We start from the raw sequence: 15,276 nt of genomic DNA on the forward strand, positions 1-15,276 counted from the left end.
TGATGAAGAGGTGGCTTCAATGATGAGAATGTATGATAAACCCAATCCGAAAGATCCACATAGAAAAGCAATCCCGAATAAAAGGCGTAAATGGCTGGTTGCCACGCTTGTCGTTATCCTTGGAATCAGCGGAATTGTCTATAGTCTGGCTGACCGTTACCTGATCCGGCATGTGGAAGTAGTCGTGGCGGATGATAACGCTTCGGCCACTAGCAGCAGTGCAAATGATGCGTCAAACGCAGCGGTAGAGGTCAATGCAACCTCAGATGACTGGAACTATTCCAGTGATGATATGCAGGTGAGCATCGAGAAGGTGCAGACCGGCTCCGGTGCAGATCTAATTACGTATTACGTGGCAGATGTACAGATGACGGACGCAAGCAGCCTGAAATCGGCTTTGGCGGATAACAGCTTCGGCACCAATATTACGGAGAACACCTCAGAGATTGCTGCAGCGAACAACGCGATATTCGCCATTAATGGTGATTACTACGGCTTTCGTAGTGATGGCGTCATTATTCGTAACGGTACGGTATACCGGGATGATCCGGTTCGTGATGCGATGGCACTGTTCGCTGATGGGACGATGAAGACGTACAACGAGACGGAAGTTTCCTCTTCGGAGCTGCTGGCCGAAGGTGCAACCAATACGCTGTCGTTTGGACCCATTTTGATTCAGGACGGGGAGATTGTAAGTGATTTTAGCCGTGTGAAAATCGATAACAACTTCGGCAATCGTTCCATTCAGGATGCGAATCCGAGAACGGCCATCGGCATGCTTGCCCCGAATCATTATGTATTTGTTGTCGTGGACGGACGACAGGATGACAGCCGAGGGATGACGCTGGCAGAGCTCGCGGACGTGATGAAGGGCCTCGGAGCAACAGAGGCCTATAACCTGGATGGCGGTGGTTCATCCACGATGTATTTCATGGGCAGAGTCGTGAATAATCCTCTGGGCAGAAATCAGGAACGCGGCGTAAGTGACATCCTTTACCTCAAGGAGGGACAATGATCATGACCATATTAATTCCATCCTACGAACCGGATGTGCGCTTATTAAATCTAATTTTGCAATTACAGACGTTCCAACTGGGGCCTATTGTGATTGTGGATGATGGCAGCGGCCAGGAATTCCGGGGGATTTTCGAGACGGCTAAGGCGTATGGCTGCACCATACTGACTCATCCTGTGAATTTGGGCAAGGGACGAGCACTGAAGACAGGGTTCCAGTACATCAAGGAATTCGGACCACAAGGTGGAGTCGTATGTGCAGACAGTGACGGGCAGCATCTGCCGCATGATATCCGGCGTATTTTCGATGTGCTGCTGGAGCAGACCATCCTAGGGATCGTACTCGGCAGCCGTCGTTTTAGCGGGACGATTCCTGCACGCAGTCGTTTTGGCAATACAGTTACCCGGGCGGTCTTCTCTATCACAACGGGGACCAAAGTATATGATACACAGACAGGTCTGCGTGGTTTTCCCTATTCGATGCTGGACTGGTTATGCCAGATCCAGGGGGATCGGTTTGAGTATGAGATGAACATGTTATTAACCGCACGCAAAGAGGGATACGAAATCACCGAGGAGTTTATTGACACCGTATATCTGGATCATAACAAATCTTCTCATTTTCGCCCGCTGGTAGACTCGTTCCGCATTTATATGCCGATTCTCATGTTCAGTACATCATCGGTACTGTCCGCGCTGATCGATTTTGGACTGCTGTTCGTTATCCAGTACTTCACGCATAATCTATTTCTGTCGGTCGTTGCAGCGAGATTATGCAGCTCCATCTTCAACTATACGATCAATCGGAAATATGTATTTTCAGCCGGGAAAACGTCCAAGGTGCGCCAGTCATTACCGAAATACTTTTCACTGGTCATTCTGGTACTGCTATTAAATTACGGACTGCTATATTTCTATAACGAAAAACTGATTATCCCGCTGATCGCAGCCAAGGTATTGACGGAGGTGTCCATCTTTTTGTTCAGTTATTGGGCACAGCGAAAATTTGTCTATTAACAACGAGAGAGTGAGCGTAGAGCTTGCTCTCTTTTTTCAATCAAAACCGATTCAATAGAATATCCTTCGCTTCTTGGTTAACAAAAAAAGGTCGAGAACAGGGTAACAATACCCTTGTTCTCGACCTTTTAAACTCAAAGGAGGACGAGCGTTACATCAGCCTCTTAATCTCATCCTTCAGGATTTCGGACTGGGTGCCGAAGATGACCTGCACAGCTCCGCCACCGAGTCTCATGACGCCGGAAGCGCCAAGCTGTTTGAGCGCCTGGTCGTTGACCGCTTTGTCGTCCCTAACAACTAGCCGGAGGCGAGTGATGCAGGCGTCGATGCTCTCGATATTGTCTGCGCCACCGATCTCCGCGAGCACTTTGCCAGCCTTGGTGTCGGCAGACGCCGCTGCCACGGCGGAAGCATGGGCGGGGGCATCGGCATCATTAGCGTCATCCTCGCGTCCCGGCGTTTTCAGGTTAAACTTGAGAATCATGAACCGGAAAAGGAAATAATAGACGACCGCAAATGCGAGACCGACCGGGATCAAGAGCAGCGGATTGGTCGACAGCTTCATGTTTACGAGGTAATCGATCAGACCTGCCGAGAAGGCGAAGCCAAGCTTAACATCCAGCAGATACATGATCAAGGCCGCTGCACCAGTAAGAATAGCATGTACCACGTACAGCAGAGGCGCCGCGAACATGAAGGAGAACTCGAGCGGCTCCGTAATACCCGTTAAGAACGAAGCCACCGCTGCGCCGATAAAGATCGAAGCGACCATTTTGCGCTTTTCAGGCCGGGCTGTATGGATCAAGGCAAGCGCCGCCGCCGGAAGAGCGAACATCATAATGGGGAAGAAGCCAGACATGAACATGCCTGCCGTAGGGTCTCCGTTGAAGAAGCGGGTCAGGTCGCCGTGCACGACTTCCCCGGCTGCATTGGTATAATCTCCGATCTGGAACCAGGCAATGGAGTTGAGGACATGATGCAGGCCAAGCGGGATAAGCAGGCGGTTGGCGATCATGAATATCATGGAGCCAACGCCGCCAAAGTCTACAATCCAGGCGCCGAAAGCGCCGATGGCATCCTGAATCGGGCTCCAGACCATGCCAAACAGGATGGCCAACACCAGCATGGAGCCGGCGGTGACCATCGGCACAAAGCGTTTGCCGGAGAAGAAGCCGAGCCAGTCAGGAAGCTTGATATTATGGTATTTTTTGTACATATAGGCTGCAAGCAGTCCGGCAAATATCCCGCCCAATACGCCCATATCCAGCTTGACATCGTCAGGTATATAGCCGAATACACCTGGAACGGCTCCCAGAATCCGCGTCAGCACCATATAAGCGATCAGGGCTGAAAGTGCGGCTACCGCATCCCCCGCCAGTCCGATTGCCACCCCAATGGCGAAGATGAGCGCAAGATTGCCGAATATCGCTCCCGCCCCCTCATTCAGGAATGGAACTACATAGTGATTAAGGAATCCCCCGATCACGGGACCGAGCGGAATGTCCGTTTCATAATTAAGAAGACCGAGGCCTTGAAGAATTCCCGCCGCAGGCAGGGTTGCTACAGGAAGCATCAAGGATCTTCCCAGCTTTTGCAGTGCTTTCAGCATATGGTTCTTCCTTTCTTTTTTTGATTTAGGTTATTTGGACAAGCTGACCTTCATGATCGTGCCCATGCCTGCTTCTACGCTGCCATACTCCGGGTGCGACTCCCACGGCTGTTCAGCCGCATTCGCAACGATGACAGGGGTAATGACTGGATAACCGGCCGAAGCGATCGCATTCAGGTCAAATTCAATCAGGGTCTGACCGACAGTGACCTGATCCCCGGTCTGCACTTGGGGGGTGAAGCCCTGTCCTTTCAGGCTGACCGTATTCATACCGATATGCAGCAGCAGCTGCAGCCCGGAAGCGTGCTCAATCATTACGGCATGGTGCGATTTGATCAAGTGCACCACAGTGCCGTCGATAGGGGCGACCAGCCTGCCCTCCTGGGGAATCACTGCAACTCCCGGTCCCATAAGTCCTTGCGCGAACGCTTCGTCAGGCACTTCTTCCAAACTGACACAGGTTCCGGTGAGCGGGGAGGCGACAGATATCGTTTCAGATATTTTGGCAGATTTGTTGTTTTTCCATTTCCAGATCATTGTGTGTTGTCCTTTCTGTTGTTGGTTTTGGCATGGGTTTGAAAAAGCCGATATAAATGCATGGCGAGAAAAGCCGTTTCTTCCTCGGGTACCTCTGTATCCAAATCCTCGGCCATTACAGCGCTCAGTTTTCTGGCCAGCTGGTATTCGGACGGATATTCATTTTTCACATATTGCGCGAAGGTGGGGGCCGCCATCGGCTGCTGATACAGGCGTTCCATGGAGAAGCGCAGGTGTATCATGAGTCTTGCCTGGCTAAGGCTGCCCTGGTCAAATCGAACGCCACCCTCCTCTTCAATAATGGACTGAAGCTTGCTGATCACATTGGATACCTTAACCAGCTGTCCGACAGGGACGTGATTTACGGAGGAGTACACATGGTATGTCAGGAACCCGGCCTCATCCTCCGGTACCTCTACGCCAAAGGCCTCTCCGATCATGGCCGCTGCTTTCGAGGCAAGTTCGAACTCTTTCGGAAAACTGAGCTTTGTCTCCGTAAGGAAAGGATTCAGAATCTCCATCCCGTTGCGGATACGATATAAGGTGAACTGAATATGACTCGGAAGAGCAAGGTAGATCTTGTCATTCAGCTTGCCGGGAAATTGATCAGCGATGAGACGGATAATCCGGTCAGAGATGTCGATGACATTGGGGTCCAAGTCCTTCATCAGCTCCTGCGCCTGCCCCCACTCCTCCCGGTCTTCCAGCCGGAACCTTTTCTCAATCCGCGGATCATCGGCCTGGATGGTGCTTTCCACCTTGAATGCAAATCCCAACCCTTTGCCGATCAGTACATACTCCTTGGTATTCTGGTGCGACCGGGCCAGAACAATATTGCTGCCGACGACCCGCTCTACCTGCAGCATCATTTCTTTACTCACGGTTCACCGCCTCCTCGTTTCTAAAGTTAACGCTTTCAGACCTCCGGAACGCAAAAAGAGCCAAGAAGCGAATATAGTCTCATGTTCGCTTCTTGGCTCATGCCCTCTGGGGTGGTAACACGCCAATTCATTTTATGTTTTATGCAGAACGTTCTTCCTACATAATATAGAACCAGATCCGCCACCGTCAACCATAATTTTGTCATCCGTCTATTCGTCGTTTAATATAGGGAATGTGTAAATGAAAGGTACCTGCCGTATTGGATAAAAAAGGAGCCATGATCACCTTTTAAGGTGAAATGAGCCCAATCCGTTGTTGATCATGTTCGGGTAGATGGAGCCAAATCTTACAAGAATAGGAGTATGCCTATGTATCTTCGAAGTGTGGAGCTCATGATGGATAAGGTCGAGAATCGCAAGAAGTATCCGTTTGATATACCAGCCATAGAATCCTTAGAGCGGTTGGAATTCAGAAATAACATTACTTTTTTTGTCGGCGAAAATGGATCGGGCAAGTCCACTCTGCTGGAGGGAATTGCTCATCAATGTGGGTTTAATACAGCCGGGGGCGGCAGAAATAACGTTTTTGCGATGCATGCTTCCGAATCCTCATTAGGGGATTATCTGCGGCTGGCCTGGCTGCCCAAAATTTCGAATGGTTTCTTCATGCGATCGGAATCCTTCTATCAATTTGCATCCCATGTTGATGAGGTGGGTTCTCTTGAATACTATGGGGGACGCTCGCTGCATGAGCAATCCCATGGGGAGTCCTTTCTCAATCTGTTTGTGAACCGCTTCAGCTCGAAAGGCATCTACCTGCTGGATGAGCCCGAAGCCGCGTTATCTCCTGCCAGACAGCTATCCTTGCTGCGCATTCTCCATGATCTGTCTGGAACTTCTCAATTCATTATCGCAACACATTCTCCCATTTTGCTGGGTTATCCGGATGCAGACATATTGAATTTTGATGATAGCTGTATTCAAAAGATGGCTTATGAAGATACGGAACATTACCAGATCACCCGCAGCTTTTTGGAGAATCGCCATCGCATGCTGGACGAGCTGTTCAAGGACTGACTTAGGTTGGTACTATTGAAAAAAAAGTGGAGGGATGACATGCATAAGTCTGTTGCCATTATTTCAGATGTTCATAGTAATTACTTGGCATTAGAGGCCGTGTTACAAGATATTGCTGCCCGCAACATAGACCTTATCGTCAATTTGGGAGATAGCCTGTTTGGTCCGGTTGATCCGCTTGCGACTGCGCGATTATTAATGGACCAGGAGAATATCGTACATGTGATGGGGAATTGTGACGAGGTGCTTTTGCAACAAGAAAGCTCATCGGAAACCTTTCAATTTGTAAGACCCCTTCTTGATCAGAGGATTGAAAAATGGATCAGATCATTCCATCGTACATGGGCATACGAAGAGTTACTATTTTGCCACGGTACACCGTGGGAGCATGATCAGTATTTGCTGGAAGAAGTAACGGCGGGAGGGGTCCGGTATAAAAATACGGTTCAATTGGCTAACGAACTTCTGGATGTACCGCAGCGTTATATTTTTTGCGGACACAGTCATGTGGTTCAATTGAAATATTTGCCGACAAACAAGGTAATTGTGAACGTAGGCAGTGTCGGTTTGCCTGCTTATCATGATGATTTGCCCTATCCGCATGTCATGGAATCCAACTCGCCTCACGCGGACTATGCGATTGCTTATCGTAATGCGCAGGGGAACTGGAATATGGAACATGTCATGGTTGAATATGATTGGGAGAGGGCCAGTTTCATGGCTCAAACCAATGGCCGAGAGGATTATGCTGTTGCAATCAGGACAGGAAGAATGGCGTGAAACTGCATATAGGACAGGTATTTGAATGATTTTGTAGAGGCGTTTTGGAACAAGGAGGAGAGTTGATCATGAGTTTCAAATTAGTATTGCTGGACCAACTGGCTGCCTGTCATCATGATAAGAGCTGGTTTATACCGCTGGATGAGATGTTACGTGATGTAACCGCTGCTCAGGCTGTATGGACGAATGATGAAGGTCAATCCATCTGGAGGCTGGTGCATCATCTGATATTCTGGAATGAGCGATGGCTGGATCGTTTTATCCAAGGTGAAGTAAGAATGGATCATCATATAAATAATGATGAAACGTTCTATGTTGACCCTTCCTGCGTTAGCGAAGAGGAGTGGCAGAAGAGTATTGAACGAGTCGGCTCTACTTTTCTTAAATGGATTCAGGCCGTACAAGAAAGTGATGATACAAAATTGGCACTGACCATCCCTTCCTATTTCAATGCTCCGTGGTGGAACGTCATATCGAATGTGTGCATTCACAATGCGTATCATATTGGGCAGATTATGATGCTGAAAAAGAAAGTCATGACCTCAGCATAACAATAAGCTGCAGCAGATTTAGAGGAGTCCCGCCTGCAAAACCGAATACATATGTTGGGAGCATTCTTCATTTAGAAGCACCAATAAGGTTATAAATCAAAATTTCAAGGAGTGTTCGGATGAAAATAGGTTTTCTGATTGTGGATATGCAAGAGAGTGTTGTGCGAGGTCGAGTGGAACAAAAAGGTATAGACCACGCATGTGAGTATATCAACCATGTTGCAGATGTGCTTCGTTCAAGTGATCATGTGGTGGTCCATGTGCAAGACGTCGAAGGTATGGAAGGATCATCTCCGGAGGAATATCGGATTATTTCCGAGGTGAATGTCAATGAGAAGGATCTCATCGTTACCAAAGAAAGCTCGAATGCATTCTGGCAGACAGAGCTAGAACCCATATTGAAGAGGCATGGCATTGAGCTCGTGATCATTTCCGGATTTGCCGCAGAGGAGTGTGTTTTATTCACTTATAATGGAGCGATGGAGCGAGGCTTCAGGCCCGTTATGCTGCAAAATGGGATTCTCAGCACACATCAGGAAGCGGTGACTTCTACCTATAGAGATCGGAATGTGATCTCATATCCTGTGGTAGACTATCTCATCAAATAAATGAGAATATCCATGGATGCGACGAGGTCGTATCCATTTTTGCTATACTTGGCTGATCCGTCAGACAGGACTACAAGTTTAAAGAAGGAGCAGCGGAGATGACAAGTCGAATTGTGGTTACAGGCGGGGCCATTATCAGAGATGATCATGGGAGAATTCTGCTGCAGCGTAGATCCGATTACGGTGACTGGGGATTGCCTGGTGGCGGTATGGAGCCCGGAGAGCGTATCGAAGAAACCATGATCAGAGAAGTGAAGGAAGAGACTGGTCTGGATGTGATTTCGTATGAACTGGCTTCCATCTACACGGGTGAGAGAATGAAGTATACCTATCCGGATGGCAATGAGGTTGTATTTGTCATGTTTCTGTTTAACGTCAGAGTTAATTTAGACGGAAAACTAGCTGAGGATGGACGAACACTATGTTTTGAGGACGAGAATAAAGAGTCGTTGCAACTAACATTTACAAGTTTGGATGAAATCGAGATCGATATGATTAATAAGGTGCAGAGGCCGACTATTATAGATTTGATTCAAGAGAAGCAGGGGATTCTGCGTTAAGGAAAACAAAAAACAAAATGGAGTGATAGGTATGCCTTGGCCCATGGTACATTTTGCGGTTGCATCTGAAATCAGTTCTAATCCATCCCCGGAATTCTTGCTGGGAAGTCTGGCTCCTGATTCAATTCACGTGAGAAGTAATGAGCGAAGTGAGAAGGCAAAAACACATCTAATGATCGAAGAAGGCAGATTCGCAACAGATGAAGAGCTTCGGACGTTTTGGGAGTCCCATAGGCAGCAGGCGGAACTTGATCCTGCATTCTGGCAGTATTTGTGCGGATACATCGCCCATATTTATACGGACCGTGTGTGGACCTTTGATATCTACCCTGCATATGAAGAACATCCTGATGGCAGGAAGCGGTATACGCAGGAGGTAACGAAGCTGGAATTTATGATTTTGCGTAATCGTTCTGGGTCTCATGAGCTGCTGAATAAACTGAATGCGGGTAAGGCCTATGATCTGGGAGGTTTGCTTGAACAAGAGGTGGTTCAGTACAGGAAAGTGAAAGTGGATTTCTTGAATAATCCTGCGCATGAGCCCGCGGAAGATTTGAGCATTTTATCTATGGACGTTCTAGAACATTTCATTCATACAACTGCTCTAAGACTAAAACAATTGTTTGCGGAATGGAACGTATTTGAAGATTTACACACCAAAACCTCAAGCTAGGGAGTGCTTTGTTGAAGGTATATAAGAAAGAAGTCCGTAAAATGACGGTCAATGAGGTTTTATTCCTCTACGTGGTGGATGAGCAAGCATACAATATTACTATTCGTATATATTCGAATGCGTTCAAATCTACCTTCGTAGAGTTTATGGTTTTTTGGGAAGAATCATGGGATATTTTACTCTATCAGCCCAAGCTGATTTCCAAACTCGTTCAATATGCGATAAACCAAGGATGGGACTTCCATCAGAGAAATAATCAAATGAAATTCGACGACGCAACACGTATCATAAGAGTATTGATGGCAGAGTAGAGTAGATCCATTAGGAAAGTGCTGCGCTACATAAAAAATGAGGTGACTGCTTATGCATCAAGTTATTCGCCTTACCGAATATCACGAGAGATATGATGAGGCATTAGCCAATTTTTCACTGACCGGAGAGCAGTTCTCGTTTACTGCATTACCTGCAGAAGTGATCGAGGAGGCCATCTCCAACCCGGATAAGGTTCCCATTGTGATTTTAAAAGAGGAGACACCGGTGGGCTTCTTTATTTTACATAAAAAATCGGAATACGCCGAAGGAAAGAAATATTCGAATGCAATCTTAATAAGAGCATTATCCATTACGTTGGAACATCAGGGGAGAGGGTATGCACGAGCTGCCATGCAGGCAATCGGTCCACTGCTTCAGCAGATTGAGCCAGGTATGAAGGAAGTTATCCTCGCTGTAAATGAACAGAATGTGGCAGCACAGAGCCTGTATTTGAAGGTGGGTTTTCGTGACACGGGCATTCGCAGGATAGGAGCACATGGTCTTCAGTTCGTTTTTCATAAACGAATGGATTGACCATAGCCATGCCGAAAAGTATATGAATCATTAGAGGAAAAGAGAGGAGAATGTTATGCGAGCGAAAATCAAACAGGCGGACTTGGGTTCATCGCAACTTAGCTGGTTGTGTGTCCAGCCGATGCTCATTTCCGTTCGAGGTAAAGATGTTGCAGCCAAAACAGAGATGTACCGTCAGTTAAATGAAGGCCAACAAGCACTATTCCTGTTCTACTCCTACCATAACCATACGAAAAGTCTGGCGGAGTTTTACTGGTTCTCGGCTTACAATATCATGGAGATGAAGAGCTGGAGCGGCATCCGAAATGGAATGCGTTTTTTTAACCAGACGGAGATGGTAGCTCTGCTGGACAACATCGAGCATGTGGTTATAGATAAAAATAGAATCGGAGATCAGTGGCGTGAGGTTACGACAACAGATCTGGAGCAAGACCCCCACCTGTATCAATTAATCAATGATCTGTATATTCAATATTGCGCTCAAGCTGAGAAAGTGATCGCGAGTATAAATAAGGAGATTCTGCAACATCAGGAGATGTATTTTGAAATTGAGGATAAGGGGTAAGGAGACCGGGAATTGAAATTCGAATATCTGAAATTTTCGTGCAATGTAGATGTGTTTCATAGAGATCTGGACATGATCGTTAGGTTTTATGATGGATCAAGAGAACCTGCGGCAGAGGACATTGTTGATCTGGTGATCGCTGATCCGGGTTATGGCTACCTTATACTGAAGTATAAAGGGAATGCCGCGTTATTGAGTGGATTTCTGAATGAGTCGGTTTTTGCATCGGATGAGATGGTAGAAGCTGCAATTGATTATGTTGAACACTTGTCACCACATTCTCAAAGTGTATATATGCCGTATCACGTGTCTCGATTCAAGCCAACAAGTTATGTGGAATACAATGGGGAATACTGATCATTCCCCATGCAGCATTCTTTAGAATACATAAACAATGGATATAAATTCACATAACAACGTTAATTGATGGTTAAAAAGAAAAGCGATTTATTCGAACTTCGTACATTAGTCAGCTGATGTGCAACAAACCTGCAACTTCTTGCAACAAAACGCAATTCAGTATGCTGGTTATTGCTTTGACTGTAATATGAGTGATGAGAGGAGGGTAACACGTGAAAGTGACATTTGAAACAGATGCATCCATGGAACGAAGTCTCGCCAAGATAGTGACCAACCCTGCCGAACAACAGCGTTGGGATGAGATTGATAAAGCGATTAGCCACTTGGAAAGACAGCTGGTCGTCATCAATCCGAAGAATAATCGCAATGTCCAGATCCAGCCAAGCTCAATTCTTGCCATTGAGTCCGAGGATCGAATGTGCAATGTACGTGTGATTTCGGGAGAGAGCTATCTGCTTGGCAAACGTCTTAAATATGTGGAAGAAGACATGGATTCGTCCCAGTTTCTGAAGATTAACAACTCAACGATGATCAATGTTAAACACATCCAGACGTTCGCCGCCACAGATCATGCCAGAATCCAAGTTGAGCTTAAGGATGGATCCAGCTACTACGTCAGTCGGTACTATATCAAAAATTTCAGGGGGAAATTATTATGATCGCAAATCTCAAGCATTCGTTTTTTCAGGTATTTACAATAACTTCGCTATGGGTCACGCTGCTGATCACCTTGTTCTTCAAAGACCAGACAATCCAGATGGGGTATCTATGGAACCTCGCCGGAATTGCGTTCATCGCAGCCGTGGTATTTGGAGTCATGTACGATGCGCTGTGGAACTACTTTACGTTGAAACCGATCTGGAATATTGTGATCTCTTCTACCATTAACATTCTCGGAGGTACGGCGGGTGTGTGGTTGTTCTCAGAGGAGATGTTCCACTTTATCGCACCGTGGTTCCCTGGCATGTGGCTTTTGTCGATTGTGCTGCACACCGTTGCCTTTTATTTTTATGCTAGAATGGATAGCAAGAAAAAAGCGGAAGAATTAAACAAGATCCTGAAGTAGACAAGGAGAAAGCATATGAATGAAGAAAAGGCTCTTGAGGAGTTCGGCTTGGAGCCGGACTCCCGGGACAGGGAGCGCATTCGTACACTGCTGCAGCAAGAAATCGACAATCCAAATGTGATGGACAATGATTATCTCAGAACCTATGTATCATGTTGTTTGCAATCGGTCATGTAGAGGACACTCAGCTCATCTGGCAAGCCAAAAGAAAGAATCAGGATACGGGCAGTTATGTGGATGTACAGCTGCTGTGTGGTGCCGGGTTCGAGGAGACGATAATATACCTGGAGCAATTGGGTGAGCAGCAAGCAGAAGAGCAGCTGCAATATCTCAAACAGTGTGAGTCCTATGACTTTGTAGATTTTTCCAAAGAGGAATGGATTGCCCAGTACAAGCAATATTATGGCGTTATAGAGGGATGATTCTCATTATGACGACGCCTAAGGAGATTACATCATGAATAACCCTACTATCGATATACAAGAGTACACTGCCGAGTATCAATCCCAGGTAATCCGTTTGATTTTGCAGATACAGCAGCAGGAATACCAGATCTCCATTACCAGAGAAGATCAGCCGGATTTGCTTGAAATTGAAACCTTCTACCAAAAAGGAATCGGGAACTTCTGGGTCGCGGTTGTGAATGAAGAAGTGGTGGGTACGATCGCTCTGCTGGATATTGGAGAGGAGCAAGCTGCGCTCAGGAAGATGTTTGTAGCCAAAAATTACAGAGGCAAGGAACTTCAAGTTTCGAGTCGTCTGCTGTATCAGGCATTTCAGTGGGCCAAGGAGAAGGCTGTGCATGATATTTACCTTGGAACGACACAGCAGTTTGTGGCAGCACATCGATTTTACGAGAAAAATGGATTCGTTTCGGTTACACGCGAGGCACTACCGGATGCTTTTCCGGTGATGAAAGTAGATAGCAAGTTTTATCACCATACCACGCCCTTTGCATGAGGCAAGTCATGCAGAGCAGCGTGTTTTTTATTCTATAGAAAGAAAGATAGCATACTTGAACCGTTCGCAAATTCCACATTATGGGTTATGATGTATCAAAAGAGAAATTGTAACATACATAGGAAGTTCGAATTGGATTATATGGGGATTTTTGACACATCGGAGGGAATAGGATGAAGGCCATTTTCCTTGATTTCTATGGGACAGTTGTGCATGAAGACGACGATATACTTCCAGTGATCTACGAACAAATACAAGCTGCAGCGCGTGTTGAATGTACAACAGCCGAAATAGGTGATTATTGGTGGAGGGCATTTTCCGAAATGTTCTATGCAAGCCACGGTAGTCAGTTTACGACCCAACGAGTACTCAATGTACAGTCCCTGACAGCAACACTCCTACATTTTCAAGCAGATGGTATTGCGGAGCTGCTTAATCAGGAGCAATTGGCTCACTGGCGTGATCCCGGGATATTTGAGGACTCCATTCCCTTTTTGCAATCGGTAGACATCCCTGTGTACATCCTCTCGAATATCGATACAGATGATGTAAGAGCTGCAATGGAGAAGCATGGCATCGATGCGGCAGGGGTGATCACCAGTGAAGATGTCCGTTCTTACAAACCAAGACCCGAGATGTTTAATGAAGCATTAGCCAGATATGATCTGTCCCGGCAAGATGTCATACATGTCGGCGATTCGTTGACAAGTGACGTACAGGGAGCTCAAAACGCTGGCATACAGGCTGTCTGGTTAAACCGCAAAGGCAAAACCAAGCCCCGGCATATCCATCCGGAATTTATGTGCAGGGATCTGACAGAAGTTCTGAAAATCTTGTAGAGTTCTGAAAGCTGGGGGAAGGTCATAACGGGGACGGTGTAATCCATGGATGAGTTGAAAAAGCAGTTGGCAGCGTATCAGGCAGGTCAGATGTTGGAGGTTGGTACAGGCTCAGGAAAATACATTCCTACCCTACTTGAAATTTTCAGTGGTATCGAACGGATCACGTGCATTGATAACGATACGGATTCTTTACGGCAGGCAGAAGCCGCATATGCGTGGCATGAAAAGATCCAGTTTATGCAGATGAACGCAGCAAAGATGGATTTTGCGGATCAAACGTTTGATACCGTCTGCATCTCAAATGCATTGCATCATCTGCCCCCGGGCGTAAATGTCATTGAAGAAATGAAACGTGTAGTGAAAAGGAACGGATTATTTCTCATAAATGAGCTGGTCAGTGATGATCCCAATGAAGCTCAGCTATCGCACATCCTGTACCATCATTTTGGTGCAGATGTAGATCAGCGGTTGGGAAAATATCATCGTCACACCTATACACGCCAAGAAGTTATGGATATCATCTCTGCCAGTGGTATTATCATCCGCTCAATCTATGAGTTCAATGAGCCAAAAGAAGATGTCATGGAAGAACGGGACATTCGGTTGGTCTCGGAGGCCTGCAAACAGCATATGGAACGGGCTAGGGCGTTTGAAGATTATGAAGCGTTCGCCGAACGCAGCCTTTACATCATGGAGCGTCTGAACAATGTTGGGATTCAGCGTCCAACGCAGATCGTGATTTTGGGAAGTTTAGGGGAATAGACAAAAGGATAATGAGAGGGCTGGATATGAGAAAGCTAACCGTTATGCTTGGATTATTTCTGTTCTTGATCGCATGTCAGAATAAAACCAGTATGAAAGACACACAGAACCCGGCGAAGCCTTCGCTAGCAGTTACGACAGAAGAAGCAGTACAAAATGAAGAAGTAGCGACACCAACAGAGCCCCAAGACATCCCGCCAGTGTACATTGATGAAGCGAATTATACAGGTGATGAACTGGAGATCGTTAAACTTATGAATGCCCGCCTGCGTTATATATGGGAAAAGGATGAGGAGGGGTACATGAGCCTCATAGATTCGCAGTCGCCCGTATCGGGCATGACCAGAACCAAAGTTCGCAAGATTGTCTCCATGAGCGACATTATCATTCGTGAACAAAGGAAGCTTTACGAGGGAGTAGTGACGGTAACGGAATTAGATGAGAACGATGATGAATCCAGCCTCACCATGGTTTTTTGGAAAAAGAAAGAAGAGGGGGGTTCGGAACAGTGGATTATTGCAGATATTGATTGAAGATAGGTCACGATACCGAAAGTCTATTAAATTTA

Annotated in this window: 22 protein-coding genes; 19 read left to right on the forward strand and 3 right to left on the reverse strand. The window is 46.5% G+C overall.

The window, feature by feature from the left end:
• Window positions 1-19: 19 nt before the first annotated feature.
• Window positions 20-1,015, forward strand: a complete 996-nt coding sequence (locus AC3RCI_RS07945; protein ID WP_492528467.1) for a phosphodiester glycosidase family protein — start codon at window positions 20-22, stop codon at window positions 1,013-1,015.
• Window positions 1,016-1,017: 2 nt separating this feature from the next.
• Window positions 1,018-2,031 (forward strand): GtrA family protein, encoded by a 1,014-nt coding sequence (locus tag AC3RCI_RS07950; RefSeq protein ID WP_492528470.1) that lies wholly within the window; start codon window positions 1,018-1,020, stop codon window positions 2,029-2,031.
• A gap of 151 nt (window positions 2,032-2,182) precedes the next feature.
• On the opposite strand, the gene AC3RCI_RS07955 is transcribed toward AC3RCI_RS07950, so the two are convergent.
• From AC3RCI_RS07955 to AC3RCI_RS07965, 3 genes are read right to left on the reverse strand one after another with little or no spacing between them, the layout of a single operon-like run.
• A complete protein-coding gene (locus AC3RCI_RS07955) occupies window positions 2,183-3,640 on the reverse strand; it encodes a PTS transporter subunit EIIC (protein ID WP_492528472.1) in 1,458 nt (485 codons plus the stop codon).
• Between the two features lie 30 nt (window positions 3,641-3,670).
• The gene (locus AC3RCI_RS07960) at window positions 3,671-4,177 is read right to left on the reverse strand and encodes a PTS glucose transporter subunit IIA (RefSeq protein ID WP_154892355.1); all 507 of its coding nucleotides are present in this window, start codon (window positions 4,175-4,177) and stop codon (window positions 3,671-3,673) included.
• Window positions 4,174-5,058: a PRD domain-containing protein gene (locus tag AC3RCI_RS07965; RefSeq protein ID WP_492528474.1), complete on the reverse strand. Its 885-nt coding sequence runs from the start codon at window positions 5,056-5,058 to the stop codon at window positions 4,174-4,176. Before AC3RCI_RS07965 ends, AC3RCI_RS07960 begins: the two co-directional genes overlap by 4 nt.
• Before the next feature lie 369 nt (window positions 5,059-5,427).
• On the opposite strand from AC3RCI_RS07965, the gene AC3RCI_RS07970 reads away from it, so the two are divergent.
• The 17 genes from AC3RCI_RS07970 to AC3RCI_RS08050 all read left to right on the forward strand — a co-directional run bounded on the left by AC3RCI_RS07970 (window position 5,428) and on the right by AC3RCI_RS08050 (window position 15,241).
• On the forward strand, window positions 5,428-6,135 hold the full coding sequence (locus AC3RCI_RS07970; RefSeq protein ID WP_154892354.1) for an AAA family ATPase: 708 nt from the start codon (window positions 5,428-5,430) through the stop codon (window positions 6,133-6,135).
• Between the two features lie 39 nt (window positions 6,136-6,174).
• The gene (locus tag AC3RCI_RS07975; protein WP_492528476.1) at window positions 6,175-6,915 is read left to right on the forward strand and encodes a metallophosphoesterase family protein; all 741 of its coding nucleotides are present in this window, start codon (window positions 6,175-6,177) and stop codon (window positions 6,913-6,915) included.
• Window positions 6,916-6,983: 68 nt separating this feature from the next.
• Window positions 6,984-7,466: a DinB family protein gene (locus AC3RCI_RS07980; protein ID WP_492473899.1), complete on the forward strand. Its 483-nt coding sequence runs from the start codon at window positions 6,984-6,986 to the stop codon at window positions 7,464-7,466.
• Between the two features lie 119 nt (window positions 7,467-7,585).
• Window positions 7,586-8,074 carry an isochorismatase family protein gene (locus AC3RCI_RS07985; protein WP_154892351.1) on the forward strand — a complete coding sequence of 163 codons (489 nt, stop codon included), beginning with the start codon at window positions 7,586-7,588 and terminating at the stop codon, window positions 8,072-8,074.
• Between the two features lie 98 nt (window positions 8,075-8,172).
• Window positions 8,173-8,634 (forward strand): NUDIX domain-containing protein, encoded by a 462-nt coding sequence (locus AC3RCI_RS07990; RefSeq protein ID WP_492528478.1) that lies wholly within the window; start codon window positions 8,173-8,175, stop codon window positions 8,632-8,634.
• 31 nt (window positions 8,635-8,665) lie between these two features.
• Complete coding sequence (locus tag AC3RCI_RS07995) at window positions 8,666-9,307, forward strand: hypothetical protein (protein WP_492528480.1); 642 nt, start codon at window positions 8,666-8,668, stop codon at window positions 9,305-9,307.
• A gap of 363 nt (window positions 9,308-9,670) precedes the next feature.
• Window positions 9,671-10,153: a GNAT family N-acetyltransferase gene (locus AC3RCI_RS08000; protein WP_336780871.1), complete on the forward strand. Its 483-nt coding sequence runs from the start codon at window positions 9,671-9,673 to the stop codon at window positions 10,151-10,153.
• A 55-nt stretch (window positions 10,154-10,208) separates the two neighbouring features.
• Window positions 10,209-10,718, forward strand: a complete 510-nt coding sequence (locus AC3RCI_RS08005; RefSeq protein WP_492528482.1) for a hypothetical protein — start codon at window positions 10,209-10,211, stop codon at window positions 10,716-10,718.
• 12 nt (window positions 10,719-10,730) lie between these two features.
• A complete protein-coding gene (locus tag AC3RCI_RS08010; RefSeq protein ID WP_492528484.1) occupies window positions 10,731-11,075 on the forward strand; it encodes a hypothetical protein in 345 nt (114 codons plus the stop codon).
• 215 nt (window positions 11,076-11,290) lie between these two features.
• On the forward strand, window positions 11,291-11,737 hold the full coding sequence (locus AC3RCI_RS08015) for a LytTR family DNA-binding domain-containing protein (RefSeq protein WP_492528486.1): 447 nt from the start codon (window positions 11,291-11,293) through the stop codon (window positions 11,735-11,737).
• Complete coding sequence (locus tag AC3RCI_RS08020; RefSeq protein ID WP_492528488.1) at window positions 11,734-12,144, forward strand: hypothetical protein; 411 nt, start codon at window positions 11,734-11,736, stop codon at window positions 12,142-12,144. Before AC3RCI_RS08015 ends, AC3RCI_RS08020 begins: the two co-directional genes overlap by 4 nt.
• Before the next feature lie 15 nt (window positions 12,145-12,159).
• Entirely contained in the window at window positions 12,160-12,321 is a 162-nt protein-coding gene (locus AC3RCI_RS08025; protein WP_492528490.1) for a hypothetical protein, read from the forward strand.
• Window positions 12,297-12,566, forward strand: coding sequence for a hypothetical protein (locus AC3RCI_RS08030; RefSeq protein ID WP_492528492.1), 270 nt, complete (start codon window positions 12,297-12,299; stop codon window positions 12,564-12,566). The genes AC3RCI_RS08025 and AC3RCI_RS08030 overlap by 25 nt, the downstream gene beginning before the upstream one ends.
• Window positions 12,567-12,600: 34 nt before the next feature.
• On the forward strand, window positions 12,601-13,104 hold the full coding sequence (locus AC3RCI_RS08035) for a GNAT family N-acetyltransferase (RefSeq protein WP_492528494.1): 504 nt from the start codon (window positions 12,601-12,603) through the stop codon (window positions 13,102-13,104).
• A 173-nt stretch (window positions 13,105-13,277) separates the two neighbouring features.
• Window positions 13,278-13,943 (forward strand): HAD family hydrolase, encoded by a 666-nt coding sequence (locus AC3RCI_RS08040; protein ID WP_492528496.1) that lies wholly within the window; start codon window positions 13,278-13,280, stop codon window positions 13,941-13,943.
• A 45-nt stretch (window positions 13,944-13,988) separates the two neighbouring features.
• Window positions 13,989-14,708: a class I SAM-dependent methyltransferase gene (locus AC3RCI_RS08045; RefSeq protein WP_492528498.1), complete on the forward strand. Its 720-nt coding sequence runs from the start codon at window positions 13,989-13,991 to the stop codon at window positions 14,706-14,708.
• A 26-nt stretch (window positions 14,709-14,734) separates the two neighbouring features.
• Window positions 14,735-15,241, forward strand: coding sequence for a hypothetical protein (locus AC3RCI_RS08050; protein WP_492528500.1), 507 nt, complete (start codon window positions 14,735-14,737; stop codon window positions 15,239-15,241).
• The last annotated feature ends 35 nt before the right edge of the window (window positions 15,242-15,276 follow it).

The organism is Paenibacillus sp. MT124, from assembly GCF_058792755.1.

Excerpts from the sequence above, each read along its gene's own strand:
- AC3RCI_RS07975 (WP_492528476.1), top strand. The coding sequence starts at position 6,175 with ATGCATAAGTCTGTTGCCATTATTTCAGATGTTCATAGTAATTACTTG.
- AC3RCI_RS07980 (WP_492473899.1), top strand. The coding sequence starts at position 6,984 with ATGAGTTTCAAATTAGTATTGCTGGACCAACTGGCTGCCTGTCATCAT.
- AC3RCI_RS07990 (WP_492528478.1), top strand. The coding sequence starts at position 8,173 with ATGACAAGTCGAATTGTGGTTACAGGCGGGGCCATTATCAGAGATGAT.
- AC3RCI_RS08035 (WP_492528494.1), top strand. The coding sequence starts at position 12,601 with ATGAATAACCCTACTATCGATATACAAGAGTACACTGCCGAGTATCAA.
- AC3RCI_RS07960 (WP_154892355.1), bottom strand. The coding sequence starts at position 4,177 with ATGATCTGGAAATGGAAAAACAACAAATCTGCCAAAATATCTGAAACG.
- AC3RCI_RS07945 (WP_492528467.1), top strand. The coding sequence starts at position 20 with ATGATGAGAATGTATGATAAACCCAATCCGAAAGATCCACATAGAAAA.
- AC3RCI_RS08040 (WP_492528496.1), top strand. The coding sequence starts at position 13,278 with ATGAAGGCCATTTTCCTTGATTTCTATGGGACAGTTGTGCATGAAGAC.
- AC3RCI_RS08000 (WP_336780871.1), top strand. The coding sequence starts at position 9,671 with ATGCATCAAGTTATTCGCCTTACCGAATATCACGAGAGATATGATGAG.
- AC3RCI_RS08050 (WP_492528500.1), top strand. The coding sequence starts at position 14,735 with ATGAGAAAGCTAACCGTTATGCTTGGATTATTTCTGTTCTTGATCGCA.
- AC3RCI_RS08005 (WP_492528482.1), top strand. The coding sequence starts at position 10,209 with ATGCGAGCGAAAATCAAACAGGCGGACTTGGGTTCATCGCAACTTAGC.
- AC3RCI_RS08025 (WP_492528490.1), top strand. The coding sequence starts at position 12,160 with ATGAATGAAGAAAAGGCTCTTGAGGAGTTCGGCTTGGAGCCGGACTCC.
- AC3RCI_RS07970 (WP_154892354.1), top strand. The coding sequence starts at position 5,428 with ATGTATCTTCGAAGTGTGGAGCTCATGATGGATAAGGTCGAGAATCGC.
- AC3RCI_RS08020 (WP_492528488.1), top strand. The coding sequence starts at position 11,734 with ATGATCGCAAATCTCAAGCATTCGTTTTTTCAGGTATTTACAATAACT.
- AC3RCI_RS07950 (WP_492528470.1), top strand. The coding sequence starts at position 1,018 with ATGACCATATTAATTCCATCCTACGAACCGGATGTGCGCTTATTAAAT.
- AC3RCI_RS07985 (WP_154892351.1), top strand. The coding sequence starts at position 7,586 with ATGAAAATAGGTTTTCTGATTGTGGATATGCAAGAGAGTGTTGTGCGA.
- AC3RCI_RS07995 (WP_492528480.1), top strand. The coding sequence starts at position 8,666 with ATGCCTTGGCCCATGGTACATTTTGCGGTTGCATCTGAAATCAGTTCT.
- AC3RCI_RS07955 (WP_492528472.1), bottom strand. The coding sequence starts at position 3,640 with ATGCTGAAAGCACTGCAAAAGCTGGGAAGATCCTTGATGCTTCCTGTA.
- AC3RCI_RS08045 (WP_492528498.1), top strand. The coding sequence starts at position 13,989 with ATGGATGAGTTGAAAAAGCAGTTGGCAGCGTATCAGGCAGGTCAGATG.
- AC3RCI_RS08030 (WP_492528492.1), top strand. The coding sequence starts at position 12,297 with ATGTTGTTTGCAATCGGTCATGTAGAGGACACTCAGCTCATCTGGCAA.